The organism is Paraflavitalea devenefica, assembly GCF_011759375.1.
In the GTDB taxonomy this organism is placed as follows: Bacteria; Bacteroidota; Bacteroidia; order Chitinophagales; family Chitinophagaceae; genus Paraflavitalea; species Paraflavitalea devenefica.
The window spans coordinates 595,831-613,255 of the sequence record NZ_JAARML010000005.1 but is presented as its reverse complement, the minus strand read 5'-3'; the positions used below and the strand labels follow the sequence as shown (position 1 = coordinate 613,255).

Below are 17,425 nucleotides of genomic sequence, written 5' to 3'. Positions count from 1 at the left end.
GTTACATGCAAATAACCCAGGAAATCCCACAAACATTGCCTTCCGCTTCCCTGTACAGCGAAGACCTGGCCCCTGTGCCTGTTGCCAAACGTACCTGGACCACCTGGAACTACGCCGCACTGTGGATCAGTATGAGCCTGTGCATCCCCACCTACATGCTGGCCAGCTCTTTGATCGATGGCGGCATGAACTGGTGGCAGGCCATCCTCACCATCTTCCTGGGCAATACCATTGTACTGGTGCCCATGATATTGAATGGCCATGCAGGCGCTAAATACGGCATTCCTTTCCCGGTATTCGCCAGGGCCAGCTTTGGCACCATTGGCGCCAATATCCCCGCTATGTTGAGGGCTATTGTGGCCTGCGGCTGGTTTGGTATCCAAACGTGGATCGGTGGTTTTGCCCTCTATCAAATGCTGCGGTTATGGTTCCCGGCTATGGAACAGTTGCCGGCCATCTTCCCCGCATCCTTCGGGTTACAAACAGGGCCTGCTATCTGCTTCTTTTTATTCTGGCTGCTCAATATGTATGTCGTATACCTGGGGGTAAACAGTATTAAAAAGCTCCTGGTATTTAAGGCAATCTTTTTACCAGTGGCAGCACTGGCATTACTGTACTGGGCTATCCATACCGTGAAGGGTGGCTTAGGTCCCATACTCACCAGTCCGGCCAGGTTTCCCAATGATGCCGCTTTCTGGGCATTCTTCTTTCCGGGATTAACAGGTATGGTAGGCTTTTGGGCTACGCTCTCCCTCAATATCCCGGACTTTACACGCTATGCCGTTAGTCAAAAAGCACAGGTAAGAGGACAGATCATAGGACTACCACCTTCTATGACACTTTTTGCGTTTATCGGTGTAGTCGTTACCTCTGCCACCACCATCATCTATGGTACTACTATCTGGGACCCCGTAGTGCTGGCCGGAAAGTTTGAAAGCAAAGTAATGGTCAGTATAGCCATGATCGCGGTAGCCATCTCCACACTGGCTACCAATATAGCAGCCAACATTGTAAGTCCGGCCAACGACTTTGCCCACCTGGCCCCGGCAAAGATCAATTTCAGAACAGGCGGATACATCACAGGCATTATCGGTATCCTGATCTTTCCCTGGAAACTGGTGGCCGATCCCAGTGGATACATTTTTACCTGGCTGGTAGGCTATTCCAGCCTGTTAGGGCCGGTAGGCGGCATTTTGATTGCCGATTACTATGTGGTGCGCAAAAAGCAACTGGTGGTGGAAGAGTTATACCAGCAGGATGGCCGCTACCGGTATAACAATGGGTTCAACAGCCAGGCCATCATTGCCTTGCTGCTGGGTATCATTCCCAATATTCCCGGCTTCCTCACCAACATAGGAGTGGTCAGTAAAGAGGCGGTGCCGGGTTGGATCTCCAACCTGTACCATTATGCCTGGTTCGTGGGATTCTTTGTGAGTGGAGCCACTTATATTTTACTAATGAAGTACCGTAATAAAACGACATGAGAACACTGCTCAAAAACGGACGGATTATCACCGCTACAGACGACTACAGGGCGGATGTGCTGATTGACGGGGAAGTGATCGCCGCCATTGGTAACGCCTTAACCGTTACAGCGGATAAGGAAATAGATGCCACCGGCTTACTGGTAATGCCCGGCGGCGTTGATCCGCATGTACACCTCGATATGCCATTCATGGGCACTTTTTCCAGTGATAATTATGAAACGGGTACCAGGGCCGCTTTATTTGGCGGCACTACGACCGTGATCGATTTTGTATTACAAAAGCAAGGGAACTCTTTAAAGGCTGCGTTGGACGAATGGAACAGCCGGGCGAATGGAACGGCTGTGGGCGATTACAGCTTTCACATGGCGGTCACAGATTTTAATGACAATACCAAAGGAGAGATACAGGGGATCATAGAAAAAGAAGGCATTACTTCTTTCAAAACATTTATGGCGTATAAAGGCGCCCTGATGATCGATGACCGGCAGATGGTAGGACTGATGCAGGAAGTAAAAAAGCAGGGCGGCTTAATCAATGTACATGCCACCAATGGTGATATGATCGATTACCTGGTAGCCCGGCACAAAGCCGAAGGCAAACTATCGCCGCTGTACCATTACCTGTCGCAACCCGAAGTGACCGAAGCGGAAGCCTCCGCCCGCTTTGCGGATATGGCCCATTATACGGGTTGTCCCGGGTACATTGTGCACCTTACCTGTGAAGGCGCGCTGAATGCCGTGCGACAGGCCACCCGCAGGAACCAGAAAGTATTTGTGGAAACCTGTATTCAATACCTGTTGCTCGATGCTTCCTTATATGAAAAGGATTTTGAAGGCGCCAAATGGGTCATGAGCCCGCCCTTGCGCCAGCCCAAAGACCAGGCTACCTTATGGGCCGGTATTAACCAGGGACTGGTGAACGTAGTGGCCACCGATCATTGCCCTTTTAAATGGGAACAAAAGCTGATGGGGCAACATGATTTCTCTAAGATCCCCAATGGTCACCCTGCTATTGAGAACAGGATGGAACTGTTATTCAGTGAAGGCGTGAACAAAGGAAAGATCACCCTGAATAAATACGTAGAAGTGGCTTCCACCAATGCGGCTAAAATATTCGGGATGTTTCCCCGTAAAGGGACCATTGCTGTGGGCAGTGATGCAGATATTATCCTATTTGATCCGCAGGAGAAGCACACCCTGTCTGCCTCCACGCACCACATGAATGTGGACTATTCGGCCTATGAAGGTTGGGAAGTAACCGGTAAAGTAAAGACGGTTTTATTACGCGGACAGGTAGCTATTGATAACAACCAGTGTCATGTAGAAAAGGGATATGGGAAGTTTATTAAGAGAAATAAAGTGGAAGGAAAGATCTAACTCATCAACTTAAACCAATTAAACGCTTAACACCATGCCACGAATCATTAAGTCAGGACTGATCCAGATGAGCTTGCCAAAAACAGAAGGGGAGGGTACTATTGAAGAAATCAAAGAAGCGATGTTCGTGAAGCATCTGCCGTTTATTGAAGCCGCAGGCAAAAAGGGCGTACAGATATTGTGTTTGCAGGAGATCTTTAATACACCTTATTTCTGCCCGGGGCAAAACAGCGCCTGGTATGCTTCTGCAGAAGTGATACCTGGGCCTACTACCGAACGCATAGCGGAGTACGCGAAGAAATACAGTATGGTCATCATTGTACCCATTTATGAAAAGGAACAGGCGGGCGTTTTATACAATACGGCGGCTGTGATTGATGCGGATGGTACTTACCTCGGCAAATACCGCAAAAACCATATTCCGCATACTTCCGGCTTTTGGGAGAAATTCTTCTTTAAGCCTGGAAATTTAGGTTACCCGGTGTTCCAGACAAAGTATGCAAAGATCGGTGTGTACATCTGTTATGACCGGCATTTCCCCGATGGCGCCCGTTGTCTGGGACTGAATGGCGCCGAGATCGTGTACAATCCCTCGGCCACCGTAGCGGGCTTGTCACAGTACTTGTGGAAGCTGGAACAGCCGGCGCATGCGGCAGCCAATGGTTACTTCATGGGATGCATTAACCGGGTAGGCGAAGAAAAGCCCTGGAACCTGGGCAGATTCTATGGCAGCTCTTATTTCGTTGACCCGCGCGGACAAATAGTGGCACTAGCATCGGAAGACAATGATGAACTGCTGATAGCCGATCTTGACCTGGATGAAATTGAAAAAGTAAGAAGCGTATGGCAGTTCTTCCGCGACCGAAGACCTGAAACCTATGGAAAGATCACTGAATTGTAAGCATTGATTACTGTAACCAAAGACCTGCAGCGAATAATTAATAATTATTAATTAATAATTCATTGAACTGTGCCCATCACTAGTAATAAATTAACTCTCGGAGAATACGATCAGCATTTCAGCGACATCCACCCGCCGTTTGAAACGCACAGTGCTGCGCTGGTAGATGCCAACCGCTGTTTGTTTTGTTATGATGCGCCCTGCATGAAAAGTTGTCCTACCAGTATAGATGTACCTAAATTCATCAAACAGATTGCTACAGAAAATATAAAAGGTTCGGCGCATACCATTCTTTCTTCCAACATCATGGGGGCCGGTTGTTCCAGGGTTTGCCCCGTAGAAAAACTATGCGAAGGCGCCTGCGTATACAACCTCATGGGAGAAGAAGCCATACCCATTGCCAAACTGCAACGGTATGCTACCGAAAAAGCCATGGCAGCAAAATGGCCCTTGTTTACACGCAAACCTGCCACCGGTAAGAAAGTGGCTGTCGTAGGGGCAGGTCCTGCCGGGTTGAGTTGCGCCCATGTATTAAGCCGGGAAGGGATTGAGGTGACCATTTATGAAAAAGAAAGTAAAGGCGGTGGCTTAATGACCTATGGTATTGCTGCGTATAAAGTAACGCCACAGTTCTGCGAAGAAGAAGTGAACTACATTACCTCGCTGGGGGGTATTGATATCAAATACAACCAGGAACTGGGAAAGCATATTACGCTGGATGAGTTGAAGAAAAACTATGACGCCGTTTACCTCGGCTTTGGGGTAGGACTGGCCCGGCAACTGGATATACCGGGTGAAGACCTGCAGGGCGTAGTAGATGCCATCGGTTTTATTTACGCTATCCGCACCAACAACTATGCAACTGTTCCGGTGGGTGATAAAGTAGCAGTGATCGGACTGGGTATGACAGCCATTGATGCCGCCACACAGGCCAAACGTCTTGGCGCCAAAGAAGTAACCATCGTGTACAGGCGAACAGAAGCAGAAAAGCCCTGTACGAATGTTGAACTGGATATCGCCCGGCTGGATGGTTGTAAGCTGATCTGGCTGGCAGCGCCTGCAGCACTGACCGGTACCGATGGTCATGTATCCCAGCTTATTTGTAACGTAATGAAGTTGGGAGAACCCGATGTCAGTGGTCGTCGTTCTCCTGTACCCACCGGCGAAACCATTACACTCGAAGTGGATATGGTGATCAAGGCAGCAGGACAGGTACCTTTTGAGGAATTGGTAAGCACCAACCAGCTACAGCATAATAAGGGAAGGATATCAATAGACAACAACTGTTCTACCAGCATTCCGGGCGTATTTGCCGGCGGCGATTGCGTAAACGGTGGCAAAGAAGTAGTAGACGCCGTACAGGCAGGCAAAGACGGCGCAAAGGCAATTTTGAAATACCTGGAGCAATAAATAATCAACAAATTTCAAAGTGCGGAGCAACCCGAAACTACAAACTCGAAACTACAAACTCTTTTTATGGCCGACATATCAGCAAACTTCCTCGGCATCAAATCTCCTAACCCATTTTGGTTGGCGAGTGCACCGCCCACGGATAAAAAAATAAACGTACTGCGTGCCTTTGAAGCAGGCTGGGGTGGCGTGGTCTGGAAAACATTGGGCAGCCAGGTAAAGAATGTTTCCTCCCGTTATTCCGCTGTCAGTTACAACGGCAGCCGCGTAATGGGGTTCAACAATATTGAGTTGATCTCCGACAGGCCGCTGGACCTCAACCTCCAGGAAATAAAAGAGTGTATCAGGCTCTTTCCCGACAGGGCCATGATCGTTTCCCTGATGGCCGACAATGACCGGCAAAGCTGGCATGAACTGATCAAACAAGTAGAAGATACCGGTGCCCATGGACTGGAGCTGAACTTTGGTTGTCCACATGGCATGACGGAAAGAGGCATGGGCGCTGCCGTTGGCCAGGACCCTGAAATAGCCAGAATGGTAGTGGAGTGGGTGATGGAAAAGGCCACCATCCCTGTTATTACCAAGCTAACGCCCAATGTACACTCCGTGGTGCCCACAGGGAAGGCTGCTGTAGAAGCAGGCACCGATGCGTTGTCGCTCATCAATACCATTCAATCCGTTACAGGCATCGACCTGGACACCTTCGTTCCCAATCCCAATGTAGGGGGTAAATCCACCTTCGGTGGTTATTGCGGGCCTGCCGTAAAGCCGATCGCCTTGAAGATGCTCACAACCATCAGTCAGGATCCTGTTACTTCCAAAGTGCCCGTATCCGGTATCGGTGGTATCAGCACCTGGAAAGATGCGGCAGAATTCATGTTGCTGGGGGCCACTACTTTACAGGTATGTACTGCTGTGATGAAACACGGCTTCAGGATCGTAGAGGACATGTGTGAAGGGTTGAACAACTGGATGGATGAAAAAGGGTTTAAGAAAATTGAGGACTTTATCGGGAAATCCGTTCCCACATTAACACATTGGGAAGACCTGGACATCAATTTCCATATTGTGGCCAACATCAACCAGGATAAATGCATCCATTGCGGTCTGTGTTACATAGCCTGTGAAGATGGTTCGCACCAGTCTATCAACCTGCAATACGGCAAGCCGTACAACACCTATTCCATTAAAGAAGAAGAATGCGTGGGGTGCAACCTGTGCAAACTGGTATGCCCTGTAGAGGATTGCATTACTATGGTAGAACAACGCAAGGGAGAAGAATACCTGAACTGGAAAGAGTTCCAGCGAAGAGGGCTGCCGTTGAATGATCATTAAGCTACATCATTACTATTTTCTCCGCAGTGTCTCTCCTGGCCTGGCCTTGAGGGTGGCGAGGACGCTGCGGCAAAAGTTCACTTCAACACACTAAACACCTGCAATATCCGCATTACCCCACCATCCACCCGATCAAAACGTCCATCCCCGTGTTGTGTATAGAATACCACCCCTATAGCCAGCAGTAAGGATTGCCCCGGCAGGGGAGTGATCGTTTGTTCCAGGCATATAGGCTCCTGTACCATTGCCGCCAATGATAAATAACCCGTTTCCTGATAATTATGCTGGCAACGTTCTTTTTCAAAATCAATGGCAGCGCCGGCTGCAACTATTTTGAAATGAGTAGCTCCTTCAGGTGCATTTATCCGCCGGGTGGGATCAAAAGGACGGATCTCCAGCTTCAAGGTGCCTGTCACTGTATCAATAGAGCTCACCGGGCCGGCAAAGAAAACACTGCTAAAAGTGGTGGCCGACCGGAAGGCAAAATCTTCCAGCAGTTCCAGTTGCCCTTTGGATACGGTCCTTTCCCCGCGGTCACTCACCAGGTCCGACTTCACGATCTTATTCATCCACCCATGAAGCCTGCCCGACAGTTCATTATCTGCCAGTTGCAGGCCTTTCAGCAGGCGCCTGAAGCTATGGCGTACCAGCATACCTGCCCGCACGGCCCGGCGCCATTCTTTGGCATTCTCACGGGTGCGTGCAAAACCGGCACTGTGAAGCACCCTGTCACGGGTGATCACACTTTTCTCTTTTATAAAGTGTTTACCGTTTTTTTTATACCCGGTAACATTGCCTATTGACCCTGTGAAGGGCAGGGGACCTGCTTGCGTTGCCATAAAAAATGATTTACTCAAATTTACAATATCTAACCAGCAGGATACCACGTGACAAAAGGTTTCGAAAACATTGAAGGTGCTTCCATATCATATTGAACCCTGTCTACCTTGATGGGGAATGGCTTTTGACACTATTTACCTTGATATGACTGCGTATTGAAGAATATCTAATTAAATATGCTCAGCACTCATATCGGCACTTAAACGCTCCTATAGGCGCTGGAGTACCATGCCATGAGCATTCCCAGGCCATTCCGGGAGCTTATGCAGCCCAGTACACCCCTAAAAGACTACAATAATGGTAAGGAAAGAGAAGGAGCGGGAATAGGAATCCCATAGTTGGTCCGGGGCAACAAGCGGGTAAGCCCCCGGTAAAGACAGGTAAACAGTAGCTCAACAGTAGCTGAATAGTAGTTGAACAGTAGCGTAATAGTAGCTGCAGCATTCCGGGGAGTGGTGGATGTGTCGGCCAAAAATGCAACAGGGATGCTACCGGAAAAGGAGCATGACTCCAGGATGTCCGGACGCAGGAGATGGAAATAATTGTATTTGCAAACCTGTTTCATTCGTTGTGCATGACTGGTATAAAAATACGATTTTATTAAGCGCATAACAAGTAATATTGTGCCCTGACATTCATTTGAATTGAATGGTAAAAAGATCATCATAGCCTGTACGCACATGGGCTACAAATACCACTGCACCATCCTCCTCCAATACCGTGGCCGGTGGGCTTCTTCCTCCCATACATACAGGCGGTGGGGGATGTTTTTCGTGGTGAGTGTCTGACTTAAATGGAGATTATTCTCATAAAAAGGATCTTCCTTGCCCACGACCAGTTCAATTGTGAGCTTCCTGATCTGCAGCAGCAGGGCAGGGTCGGTCAAATTGGGCATATACATGCTGGGCATGTTGTAATAGATATTCTCATCAAAATAACCGTTCAGCAGGTCGGGGAAATTATGGGCGGATAGAGAGAGGTCATAACGGGCGCTCATGCCTGTTACCTTGCTGAAATGGGAGGGATGCCGCAAAGCGATATTCAGGGCGTGGTAGCCGCCCAGACTGCAGCCCGCCGTAGCAATGCCATTGTGATGAGGATTGGCGCGTCTGATGAAGGGAAGTACTTCCAGTAAAATATACTGCTCATATTGAAGATGCCGCTTTATCTTATCAGCCGGGGGAATGGAAGCATAAAAACTTTCCGTATCAACACTGTCTACGCAAAACACCTGTATAAAACCTGCTTCAATCTTATGCCGTATGGCTTCAATAATACGCCAGTTCTCATAATCATAGAACCGGGCGGTACGGGTAGGGAAGAAGAGCACGGGCATGCCTGCATGTCCAAATACAAGCAACTCCATATCTCTTTGCAGCGCCGGACTAAACCATTTCCGATATTCCCTGTTCATGGATTAAAAGTGACATAATATAAGCTTAATATCCGGAATAATATATTATGCAATCCTTAAGGATTTTGTGCCAGGTATTCCAGCAATAGCTCCTTCCACACAACATAGCCTTTATCACTCAGGTGCAGCCCGTCCTCCAGGAACAGGTCTTTCACCGGCAAACCCGCCTTGCCCAGCATACCTTCTACAATGCTTACATAATGAAAAGGCGCTCCCTGCTTGTCAATGACGCCTTTTACCAGGGCATTGGTATAGCGTATTTTGTCAATCATATGCCAGCGGGCGGGGCTCGGTTTCACAGAAATGAAATAAAAGGAAGTAGTGGGAAACCTGTTATTTACCTGTACAGCCAGTTGCTGAAAAAAAATAAATATCTCTTCCGGGTTCCTGCCATCACCCAGGTCATTATCGCCGGCATAAAACACGATCCGTTCCGGTTGATAGCCTGTCAATATCCGTTCAAAAAACCATACACAGGCCGCCAGTGTAGAGCCGCCAAAGCCAAGATTAATGGGATAAAAGTCCTTAAAGTCTTCATATAGATCATTCCATAACCGGATGGAAGAACTGCCATAAAAGATCGTCTTCGGTTCGTATGCCAGCTTGCTTTTCTCCTGCTCTACACGCTTCACCTCATCCTCGTACCATATCATAGTATTATATCATTTGAAGCAACTAATATAATACTATATGGTTTTCTACCGTATAAATTTATTCTTCTTCGCCGGTGAAAATGGCTGTATCAAAACCGTACGGACCCTGTACGAAAGCGAACAATAGTACAGGTCATATCGCTCAAAACCGTTGTAAATCATACATTTCACTTACTGGCACTTTCTTAGCTACCATATTTCATTACTAATCCCCATAACATGATCAAAACCTATTTCAGGATCGCCTGGCGTAATCTAGTCCGGAACAAAACGTATAGCTTTTTAAACGTCATGGGGCTTGCCTTAAGCATTACCTGTGGTATCCTGATCTTTTCGCTGGCCCAATACCATCTTAGCTTTGACAATTTTCATAAAGATTCCAGCCGCATTTACCGGTTTGTAACGGAACAACACCGCGACGAGGTAAGCTATGCAGCAAGCGTTCCTCCTTCTTTTGGCAAAGCTTTTCGTGATGATTACAGTTTTGGCGAACAGGTGGCCCGTATTGCAACATTTGAGAATGAGCTGATCAGCATACAGTCCGGAGAAAGCATCAAAAAATTCAAAGAACCTACAGGACCGGCCTTTGCAGAAACACCATTCTTCGACATCTTCAACTTGCCTTTGGGGAGAGGCGATATTAAAACGGCGCTTGCTGAGCCCAATACGGCTGTTATAACCGAAAATATAGCACGAAAATATTTTGGTAACGAAGACCCGCTGAATAAGGTCTTCAGGCTTTCAAATACAACGGATATCAAAATAACCGGCGTCCTGAAGGATCTGCCGGTCAATACAGACCTGCGGTCAGAAATATACATATCGTGGCCAACGCTTACTTCCTACAACAATTGGTTTGCCAGTGATAACGCCTGGGGTGGTATTTCAACCCAAATTCAATGTTTTGTGCGACTGCGTCCCGGCATATCACCACTACAGGTGGAAAAGGTATTGCCTGCTTATGTAAAAAAATACCGCCCCACCAGTAAAAATGTTCACCACTACAAACTGCAGCCGCTTTCCGAAATGCATTTTGATGGCCGCTATGGTGGCGCCATGGAAAAAAGGAATATCTGGATACTGTCTTTTATCGGGCTGTTCCTCATTATAACGGCTTGTGTTAACTTCATCAACCTGGCAACTGCACAGGCCTTAAGACGTTCGAAAGAAATAGGCATCAAAAAAGTGCTGGGTAGCAGGCGCTGGTCTCTCTTCTGGCAATTTATTGCAGAAACGGCCCTTATAACCATCACGGCAACCATGGTGGCTATTGGTTTAAGTTACCCATTATTGCCATTGGTAAATGAATGGTTCCATACCAGCATGTCTATCAATTTGCTGGGCGATTGGCAGTTATGGGTGTTTATTCCGGTATTGGGCGCACTGGTCACTTTTCTGGCAGGTTCGTACCCCGGACTTGTGCTATCCGGATTCCGGCCAATCATGGCATTAAAGGGAAAACTATCCATCCAACATATCGGCGGCTTTAAAATTCGCCGGACGCTGATCGTTGCCCAATTCACTATTTCACTGATATTGATCATGGGTATGATCGTGATCACGCAGCAAATGCAATACGCCAAACAGAGCGATCTGGGTTTTAATAAAGAGGCGGTTGTAATACTGCCTGTTGTTTCTGATTCCACTGCTGTTAAAATGACCACCTTAAGGAACAAGTTGGCCAATATACCCGGTGTCGGGGAAGTGTCATTGTGCTCAGGGGCGCCTGCTTCTGAATCCAATTGGTTCAATTCCATTCGCTTTGACACACGTACTGAATATGAAGCATTCAGGGTAAATATGAAATCAGCCGACGCTCAATACCTCTCAACGTTTGATCTGAAACTGGTGGCGGGCAGGAATGTTTTTCCGTCGGATACGACCCGTGAGTTTTTAATCAACGAAGCCATGGTTCGTAAGCTCGGACTTAAATCACCACAAGACGCCATTGGAAGAAAGATAGAATTCAACGGCGGAAATAACAGTGCTATCGTAGTGGGGGTGCTCAGGGATTTTCATGACCGTTCCTTTCATGAAGACATCAATGCACTTGCGCTTACTACTGATGCCGGTCGGTACTATAGCTATGCGCTAAAAGTGAACCTGGAAAATATTACGGCCATTTTAGCTGAGCTCGACAGGGCCTGGAGCAGTATGCACCCGGATAGGATCTATGAATATCAGTTCCTGGATGAACAGATCGCCGGATTCTATGAAACGGAAGCTACCATGCTCAAACTCATCCGTATATTTTCTTTTATTGCCATCTTTATCGGGTGCCTGGGGCTGTACGGACTGGTTGCTTTTATGGTAGCACAAAAAACAAAAGAGATCGGTATCCGCAAAGTATTAGGCAGTAGTGTAGCGGAGATTCTCTGGATATTTGGGAAGGAATTTATCGTTCTTATCTTCTTCGCATTTCTGCTGGCGGCTCCATTCGCCTGGTGGATGATGAATGCCTGGCTGCAGGATTTTGAATACCATATTACGATTGGACCATGGGTGTTTGTATCGGCCGTTGGGATAATACTGGCGGTGGCGCTATCTACAGTTGGTTACCAAAGTGTGAAAGCGGCTTTGATGAAGCCCGTGAAAAGTTTGCGATCGGAGTAAATCCCTATCCCGACTTCTCCAATAAATTGGAGTAATAGAATTGGGCATACTTTAACAGCACAGTACTACTGCGCAACGGGTTACTTTTATACTTTCAGGCAGATTTCTTTAACACTGACCTGAATACCTACATGATGACGACACTTATACGCCTGCACCTAACAGCATTACTACTCACTACACTTACAGGCTTTGCACAAACAGATACCCGGCTTTCCGGCATCTTCCCCGATCTGCACAAGGGGGCCAGGGTACGCCTGATGCAAACAAGCGAAGAAGGATATATTGATTCTTTGATCGTCCGGGACTCCACCTTCGAATTTAATGTACCTGTCAGCGAGCGGGAACTTTACATCATTGAATTCTTTATTGACGCCAACCGCTATGGTTATCCCGTCTTCCTGCAGCCCGGCGACCCCGTACACATGCAGATAGCCAGCCGGTTTACCCGTATCAGCTTTTCCGGCTCAGCCATCGCCGATGACCAGCATGATTTCTATCAATCCTTACACGCTTTTGTCAACGAGGAGGCACGGCTCAACACGCAACTGGCAAACGAAAAAGATACCGCGCTCATCAGGAAAGGGAAGGCTGAAAAGTTAAAACTGAATCAGCAACGCCAGGAACAGTTTGCCAACTGGATAAGGGCCCACAACAATTCCGCCTATGCCCTGGCCGTCATGGTCGTATTCATGGAAGATAGTCCTTTTCCCCTGTTGCTGGAACTGTACCACTCCATCACCGAAGAGGCCAAAAGAGACAACCTCTTAACGGAAGAACTGTCTTTCCTGTTAATGACAAAGCCTTATGACGACCTGTTAAAAACAGGCGACAAGCTGACCGGCTTCACCTTGCCCGATACTGCCGGTAAAGCACATGCTTTTGCGGCCCTGCAGGGAAAGGATTATATAATGATTGATTGTTGGGCAAGTTGGGGAGCGTCATGCCGCAAAGCGGTGCCTGCCCTGCAAAAGCTGGCAGCAACCTATAGCAAACAGGGATTTAAGATCATTGGCATCTCCGCCGATACAAAAGCAAAGGATTGGAAACAGGCTATCGTGGAAGACGGTACCCGCTGGAACCAATTATCCGATCTGCAAGGTACCTTAGGCGGGTTCCTGCACGAAAAGGGCATCTACCATTTCCCAACCTATATACTCGTATCACCCGATGGGACCGTCCTCGCCAAAACCCACAAAGTAGAAGGTATACAAGAAGTGTTGCAGCAGGTATTCAAAACTTCGAAGTAGTGGCCAATAACAAGGCCCGCTTCATGGGCGCGTCAATACCCTGCAGCCAATCTGCCACGTGGGTCTCCACAGCATGATCGGGCAGGGTGCCCCGACCTTTCTTACCAGGCGGAATGGCATTCCAGTATTCGTATAAATGTATTTTGAGGCTCAGTTTTGAATGGGGCAGTTTAACGAGTGCATTAAGGCCCGACGTGTTGCCTTCTGCCGCACCACCACTTTCCTCGCCAATAAAAGTGGCATTCGTTAAATGCCGCAGCAACGCAGTTACATCGGCAGCGGTGGAAAAGGTGCCGCCATCCAGCAAAACAAACAGTTTACCGGTAAAGGGGCGCGCGGCAGGATTTTGTCCGCCTACACCTGTATGCAGTTGGGGTGTTACCAGGTAGCCGCCCTTCGGGTCAGTCACCACACCATTGCGTAAATTCTCCACCGTACCCGGTTTCCAGCTAGTAAACGAGGGAAGGATACTGGTCAGGTGGATACGGTCGAAGTAACGGAATGGCTTGTTGGTCAATTGTGAAACAAGGGCCGCGCCGTATTCATCTACGCCGCCGCCATTGCCCCGCAGGTCGAGGATCAGTGCTTTCGTTTTCTTGTCGTGCAGGGTTTGGAATACCAGGTCAAGGGTCGATATGAAAGCATCTCCGCCGAACGTGCGGATGCGCAGGCAGGCGAGATCAGTGTTATTGATAAAACGGAGCGATACATTGTCCTTGGCGCTATCCAGCCGGGCCAGGTTGGTAATGATGGGCGTATTAACCGGGTTGCCGGCCCTGTTCTGTTCTCTGGCTGCATTCAAAATACCCGGCAATGTTGTGGTGATCGTGTTGCCGGTATTGTCTTTTGCTGTAATGCTAAACGCCGTGGCTTGATCTACATACAGCCAGTAAAATGGGGCGAAGCTACGCTCCAGCCGTTTGCGCTTAAAGGTTTCAATAAACCCGTCGCCGGATATGCCGGGCAGTATGGTGTGGATGATGTGGGCAGCCCTATGTCCGTTAACCGTGAGCAGTTCCATACCGGGACGAATAGTGGAATCGCCGGGCGTATCATTATACAGCACCATCAGCCGGTCGCCTTCCAGCATCAGGCGGAGCGGAAATAGCCGGGCCTGGGCCAGCGCAGCAGTGGTAGCGGCATCCGCTTCGAGCCGCATATGACCATCACGTAGTTGGGCCAGCATTTCAAACAGCAGGATCATGAACGCCCGCTGACTATGGATACTGTTAAGCCGTGCGCGGCAACTGTCAAACAGGTGGTTGATGGCCGGCTTCGTGGAAAAACGATACAATCCGCCATGAACTTCTTCCAATGCTTTCCGTAACGTGTCAAAGTCGGCCTGCATTTGATCCGTGGTCAGGCTACCGGGTAGGGGGGCAGGGTTTTCGGTTAGGTGCTTGCCTGTTGTGCCAGGCGTTTGTGCCGGTGCGTGGAGTATACCGGCGCCTATACTGATAGCTATAAAAAGCAAGGTCTTCAAACGGCGTTGCATGGTGGGTGTTTTGGTGGTTAACGAACGCTGTTGATCAAAGATACATCCGGAAAGACGGGCGCGGTGGTGTATTGTTGCAGGGGGCGGGGGAGTTTTTTACTGTGTCTTTGATCGCCACCAGAACATCTTCCATTGATGGTGCCAGGGATTGTGCTCCCAGTTAATATCAAATCGTTGTTGAGGCTTAGGAAGATTAAGTTCATGAGCATAAGGTGGTATAGCTACTTTGCAGTGTAACATGGGAGGATTGTTTGCAATGGTTTTCCTGTAATCTTCCTCCTGTAATGATTTGGGGAAGTACCGGATGTCAATAATGGTAAGCTTCTTTTTAGCGAGGTGTATATACAGGTTGATATCATATAAATTGGAATACATGTCCAGGAGTGCAGGCATGATGTCTGCCAGTGATACAGGCTCCTTTTTATTGTTTTCGGCGATCCTGATTTTCCTTTCTGCAAAAACATTGTTGAACTGTTCAAACTTTATTGCAGAAAGAATATATCGGCAATGGTTGGAAATAGCATTCCAGGACGATTCCCTGGCCATGTTCAGCAAGGTGTCGGTGGCTTCCCTTAAACGGGTTTCCAGTGTTTCTTTTGTGATCATAACGATACCTCAATGTAGGGATTTCATGTTGCGTCGCAAAAAAGAGTAGAACGTTACTACCTTCCGGAATGGATACTGCAGTTAAACAGAACTGATTAACTATCTTCATATATCAAATGTTAATCGAATGGATATAATCGCTAAGTTGACCGCCCTGGGTTTGTCGCTTCCGGCAGAGCCGCCGAAGCCCGGTGGCTTGTATGAACCGGTTAGAGTGATAGGTAATATGGCCTATGTGGCGGTGCAGTTCCCTTTGCACAACGGCAAACTGGCTTACCGGGGCCGGCTGGGCGCGGAACTTACGACGGAAGAGGGTGTTCTGGCTGCCAGGTATTGTGCATTGAATGTGTTGGCCCAGATACATAAGCACGTAGGTTTTGATAACATCGTTGGACTAAATTTCATAGAAGCAAAAATGCTCACCACAGAAGGCTGGAACGACTTTGCCCGGGTATTGGATGGCGCCTCAGGCCTGTTCCTGGATACATTAGGAGAGGCGGGACGTCATGCCCGTTCTTTATCAGGGGCGCATAGCCTGCCGATGAATGCGCCCATAACACTTACCACTACTTTTACAGTGCGGTAATAAAAATTGTTCTCAGGACATCACAGGATAGTTAACAATGCCCTCGGCCATCGCGGTACACGAAACAGCGAGGGAGATGGTACCCGGATGGCGCCCGCATACAAATACAATCTGCTATGTTGTCGGCCGATGGCAGGTCCATGAACATTTGCATTGTGCCGGTGCCCGAAGCCTGGCTCAATCGGAAGTAACCAGTTTTTGCACCAGCTTCTTCAGTTCGGCCAGTTCTTTTTTCAGTGCTTCATTCTCCGCCGCCAGTTCCTGTACGGCTTTTACCAGGGGTACGGTAAACTCAGCATAGCGCAGCTTATAAGTGTCCTTATCATTTTGCGGGAGGTCCACACCACTGAAGTGAAAGCCCAGCGCCTTGGCTGCCTGTTCCACTTCCTGCGCAATAAAGCCGCTGTGTAACTCTTGCTCTTTGGCGGCACGGGCGCTCCGGAAAGCCGGTGTGTTGGAAATACTGTCAGCCTCCACCTGCAGGTGGCGGTCCAGCTTGGCCAGGTCAAGGTTGTACGTAACCGGCCGTAACCGCTTAATGAAGGCCAACCCTTGTACAGCTTCCTGTACATTCACTTTGAACCGGCCGTCAGACAGGTCACTCCAGCCCGCATAACCACCAATAGACGTTACGTTGGTATTGCCGATGCGCACATGATTGCTGCCAAATACCTGCGTATTGTAACCAATGGCCATGGCATTGGTAAGATTGGGTAGGAGAGAGGAAGGCCGGGCATTGTAACCAAGGAAAGTATTGTAATCACCGGTTATATTGTTACTGCCGGCCTGGGCGCCCACAAAGGTATTGTAATGTCCTTCGGTGTTATCATAGCCGGCTTCGTCTCCTACAAACACATTGTTAGCGCCGGTTTTGTTGTTTGTTCCTGCCGACGTGCCTACAAAAACATTGTTATAACCTCCTGTATTATCAGAACCACTGAACGCACCTAGAAATGTATTGTCGGAACCTGAATTGTTTAAACCGGTACCGTATCCCAAAAAAGCATTGTGGCTGGCGGAAGATGCTGTCCTGCCACTTTTAAAGCCAATGTAGGTATTGGCGTCGCCGCTAAAATTGTTATAACCGGCCTCATACCCCATCGCGGTATTCCAGGAACCACTGCCGTTATTGTCTACGATGGGATAGGGCGGGGTACTAGCCCCGGCATAAGGGCCCACAAAAATGTTATAAGATCCTCTGATGGATAATACAGGCACTTTATTGATCCTGTAAAAAGAATCCTGGCTGATGTTGATATGCCCTTTTACATCCAGCTTATACGCAGGCGTGGTAGTGCCAATGCCTACATTTTGAGCGAAAGCTCCCGGACAAAAAGCTATACAGCCTGCTAATATCAGAATGAGTACATTTTTCTTTTTCATGCTTTACTTTTTTGCGGCAGCAAACTACTTACAGGCAATGGTTCATCATCGCCGCATTGAGTAATTGGTATGATTT

General features: G+C 48.3%; 15 protein-coding genes. 8 read left to right on the top strand and 7 right to left on the bottom strand.

The window, feature by feature from the left end:
• The first annotated feature begins 5 nt into the window (after positions 1 to 5).
• The 5 genes from HB364_RS27195 to preA all read left to right on the top strand — a co-directional run bounded on the left by HB364_RS27195 (position 6) and on the right by preA (position 6,509).
• Complete coding sequence (locus tag HB364_RS27195) at positions 6 to 1,484, top strand: NCS1 family nucleobase:cation symporter-1 (RefSeq protein WP_167291570.1); 1,479 nt, start codon at positions 6 to 8, stop codon at positions 1,482 to 1,484.
• Entirely contained in the window at positions 1,481 to 2,863 is a 1,383-nt protein-coding gene (gene hydA, locus HB364_RS27190) for a dihydropyrimidinase (protein WP_167291569.1), read from the top strand. The genes HB364_RS27195 and hydA overlap by 4 nt, the downstream gene beginning before the upstream one ends.
• A 34-nt stretch (positions 2,864 to 2,897) precedes the next feature.
• Positions 2,898 to 3,764, top strand: a complete 867-nt coding sequence (locus HB364_RS27185; protein ID WP_208420113.1) for a nitrilase-related carbon-nitrogen hydrolase — start codon at positions 2,898 to 2,900, stop codon at positions 3,762 to 3,764.
• Between the two features lie 69 nt (positions 3,765 to 3,833).
• Positions 3,834 to 5,174, top strand: a complete 1,341-nt coding sequence (locus HB364_RS27180; protein WP_167291568.1) for an NAD(P)-dependent oxidoreductase — start codon at positions 3,834 to 3,836, stop codon at positions 5,172 to 5,174.
• Positions 5,175 to 5,240: 66 nt separating this feature from the next.
• Positions 5,241 to 6,509 (top strand): NAD-dependent dihydropyrimidine dehydrogenase subunit PreA, encoded by a 1,269-nt coding sequence (gene preA / locus HB364_RS27175; RefSeq protein ID WP_167291567.1) that lies wholly within the window; start codon positions 5,241 to 5,243, stop codon positions 6,507 to 6,509.
• A 77-nt stretch (positions 6,510 to 6,586) separates the two neighbouring features.
• On the opposite strand, the gene HB364_RS27170 is transcribed toward preA, so the two are convergent.
• The 4 genes from HB364_RS27170 to HB364_RS27155 all read right to left on the bottom strand — a co-directional run bounded on the left by HB364_RS27170 (position 6,587) and on the right by HB364_RS27155 (position 9,416).
• Entirely contained in the window at positions 6,587 to 7,348 is a 762-nt protein-coding gene (locus HB364_RS27170; RefSeq protein WP_167291566.1) for a hypothetical protein, read from the bottom strand.
• A gap of 290 nt (positions 7,349 to 7,638) precedes the next feature.
• On the bottom strand, positions 7,639 to 7,959 hold the full coding sequence (locus HB364_RS27165; protein WP_167291565.1) for a hypothetical protein: 321 nt from the start codon (positions 7,957 to 7,959) through the stop codon (positions 7,639 to 7,641).
• Between the two features lie 75 nt (positions 7,960 to 8,034).
• Positions 8,035 to 8,763: an esterase family protein gene (locus tag HB364_RS27160; RefSeq protein ID WP_167291564.1), complete on the bottom strand. Its 729-nt coding sequence runs from the start codon at positions 8,761 to 8,763 to the stop codon at positions 8,035 to 8,037.
• A gap of 56 nt (positions 8,764 to 8,819) precedes the next feature.
• Positions 8,820 to 9,416 carry a GDSL-type esterase/lipase family protein gene (locus tag HB364_RS27155; protein WP_167291563.1) on the bottom strand — a complete coding sequence of 199 codons (597 nt, stop codon included), beginning with the start codon at positions 9,414 to 9,416 and terminating at the stop codon, positions 8,820 to 8,822.
• A 219-nt stretch (positions 9,417 to 9,635) separates the two neighbouring features.
• Between HB364_RS27155 and HB364_RS27150 the strand changes: the two genes are divergently transcribed.
• Positions 9,636 to 12,029: an ABC transporter permease gene (locus tag HB364_RS27150; RefSeq protein ID WP_167291562.1), complete on the top strand. Its 2,394-nt coding sequence runs from the start codon at positions 9,636 to 9,638 to the stop codon at positions 12,027 to 12,029.
• 134 nt (positions 12,030 to 12,163) lie between these two features.
• The gene (locus HB364_RS27145) at positions 12,164 to 13,279 is read left to right on the top strand and encodes a TlpA disulfide reductase family protein (RefSeq protein ID WP_167291561.1); all 1,116 of its coding nucleotides are present in this window, start codon (positions 12,164 to 12,166) and stop codon (positions 13,277 to 13,279) included.
• Here the strand turns inward: HB364_RS27145 and HB364_RS27140 are convergent.
• Both HB364_RS27140 and HB364_RS27135 read right to left on the bottom strand, forming a co-directional pair.
• Positions 13,263 to 14,774 carry a S41 family peptidase gene (locus HB364_RS27140; RefSeq protein ID WP_167291560.1) on the bottom strand — a complete coding sequence of 504 codons (1,512 nt, stop codon included), beginning with the start codon at positions 14,772 to 14,774 and terminating at the stop codon, positions 13,263 to 13,265. The genes HB364_RS27145 and HB364_RS27140 overlap by 17 nt on opposite strands.
• 96 nt (positions 14,775 to 14,870) lie before the next feature.
• Entirely contained in the window at positions 14,871 to 15,380 is a 510-nt protein-coding gene (locus tag HB364_RS27135) for a hypothetical protein (RefSeq protein WP_167291559.1), read from the bottom strand.
• 127 nt (positions 15,381 to 15,507) lie between these two features.
• Between HB364_RS27135 and HB364_RS27130 the strand changes: the two genes are divergently transcribed.
• Positions 15,508 to 15,966, top strand: coding sequence for a RidA family protein (locus HB364_RS27130; protein ID WP_167291558.1), 459 nt, complete (start codon positions 15,508 to 15,510; stop codon positions 15,964 to 15,966).
• Positions 15,967 to 16,143: 177 nt separating this feature from the next.
• On the opposite strand, the gene HB364_RS27125 is transcribed toward HB364_RS27130, so the two are convergent.
• Positions 16,144 to 17,349: a tail fiber domain-containing protein gene (locus HB364_RS27125; RefSeq protein WP_167291557.1), complete on the bottom strand. Its 1,206-nt coding sequence runs from the start codon at positions 17,347 to 17,349 to the stop codon at positions 16,144 to 16,146.
• Between the last annotated feature and the right edge of the window lie 76 nt (positions 17,350 to 17,425).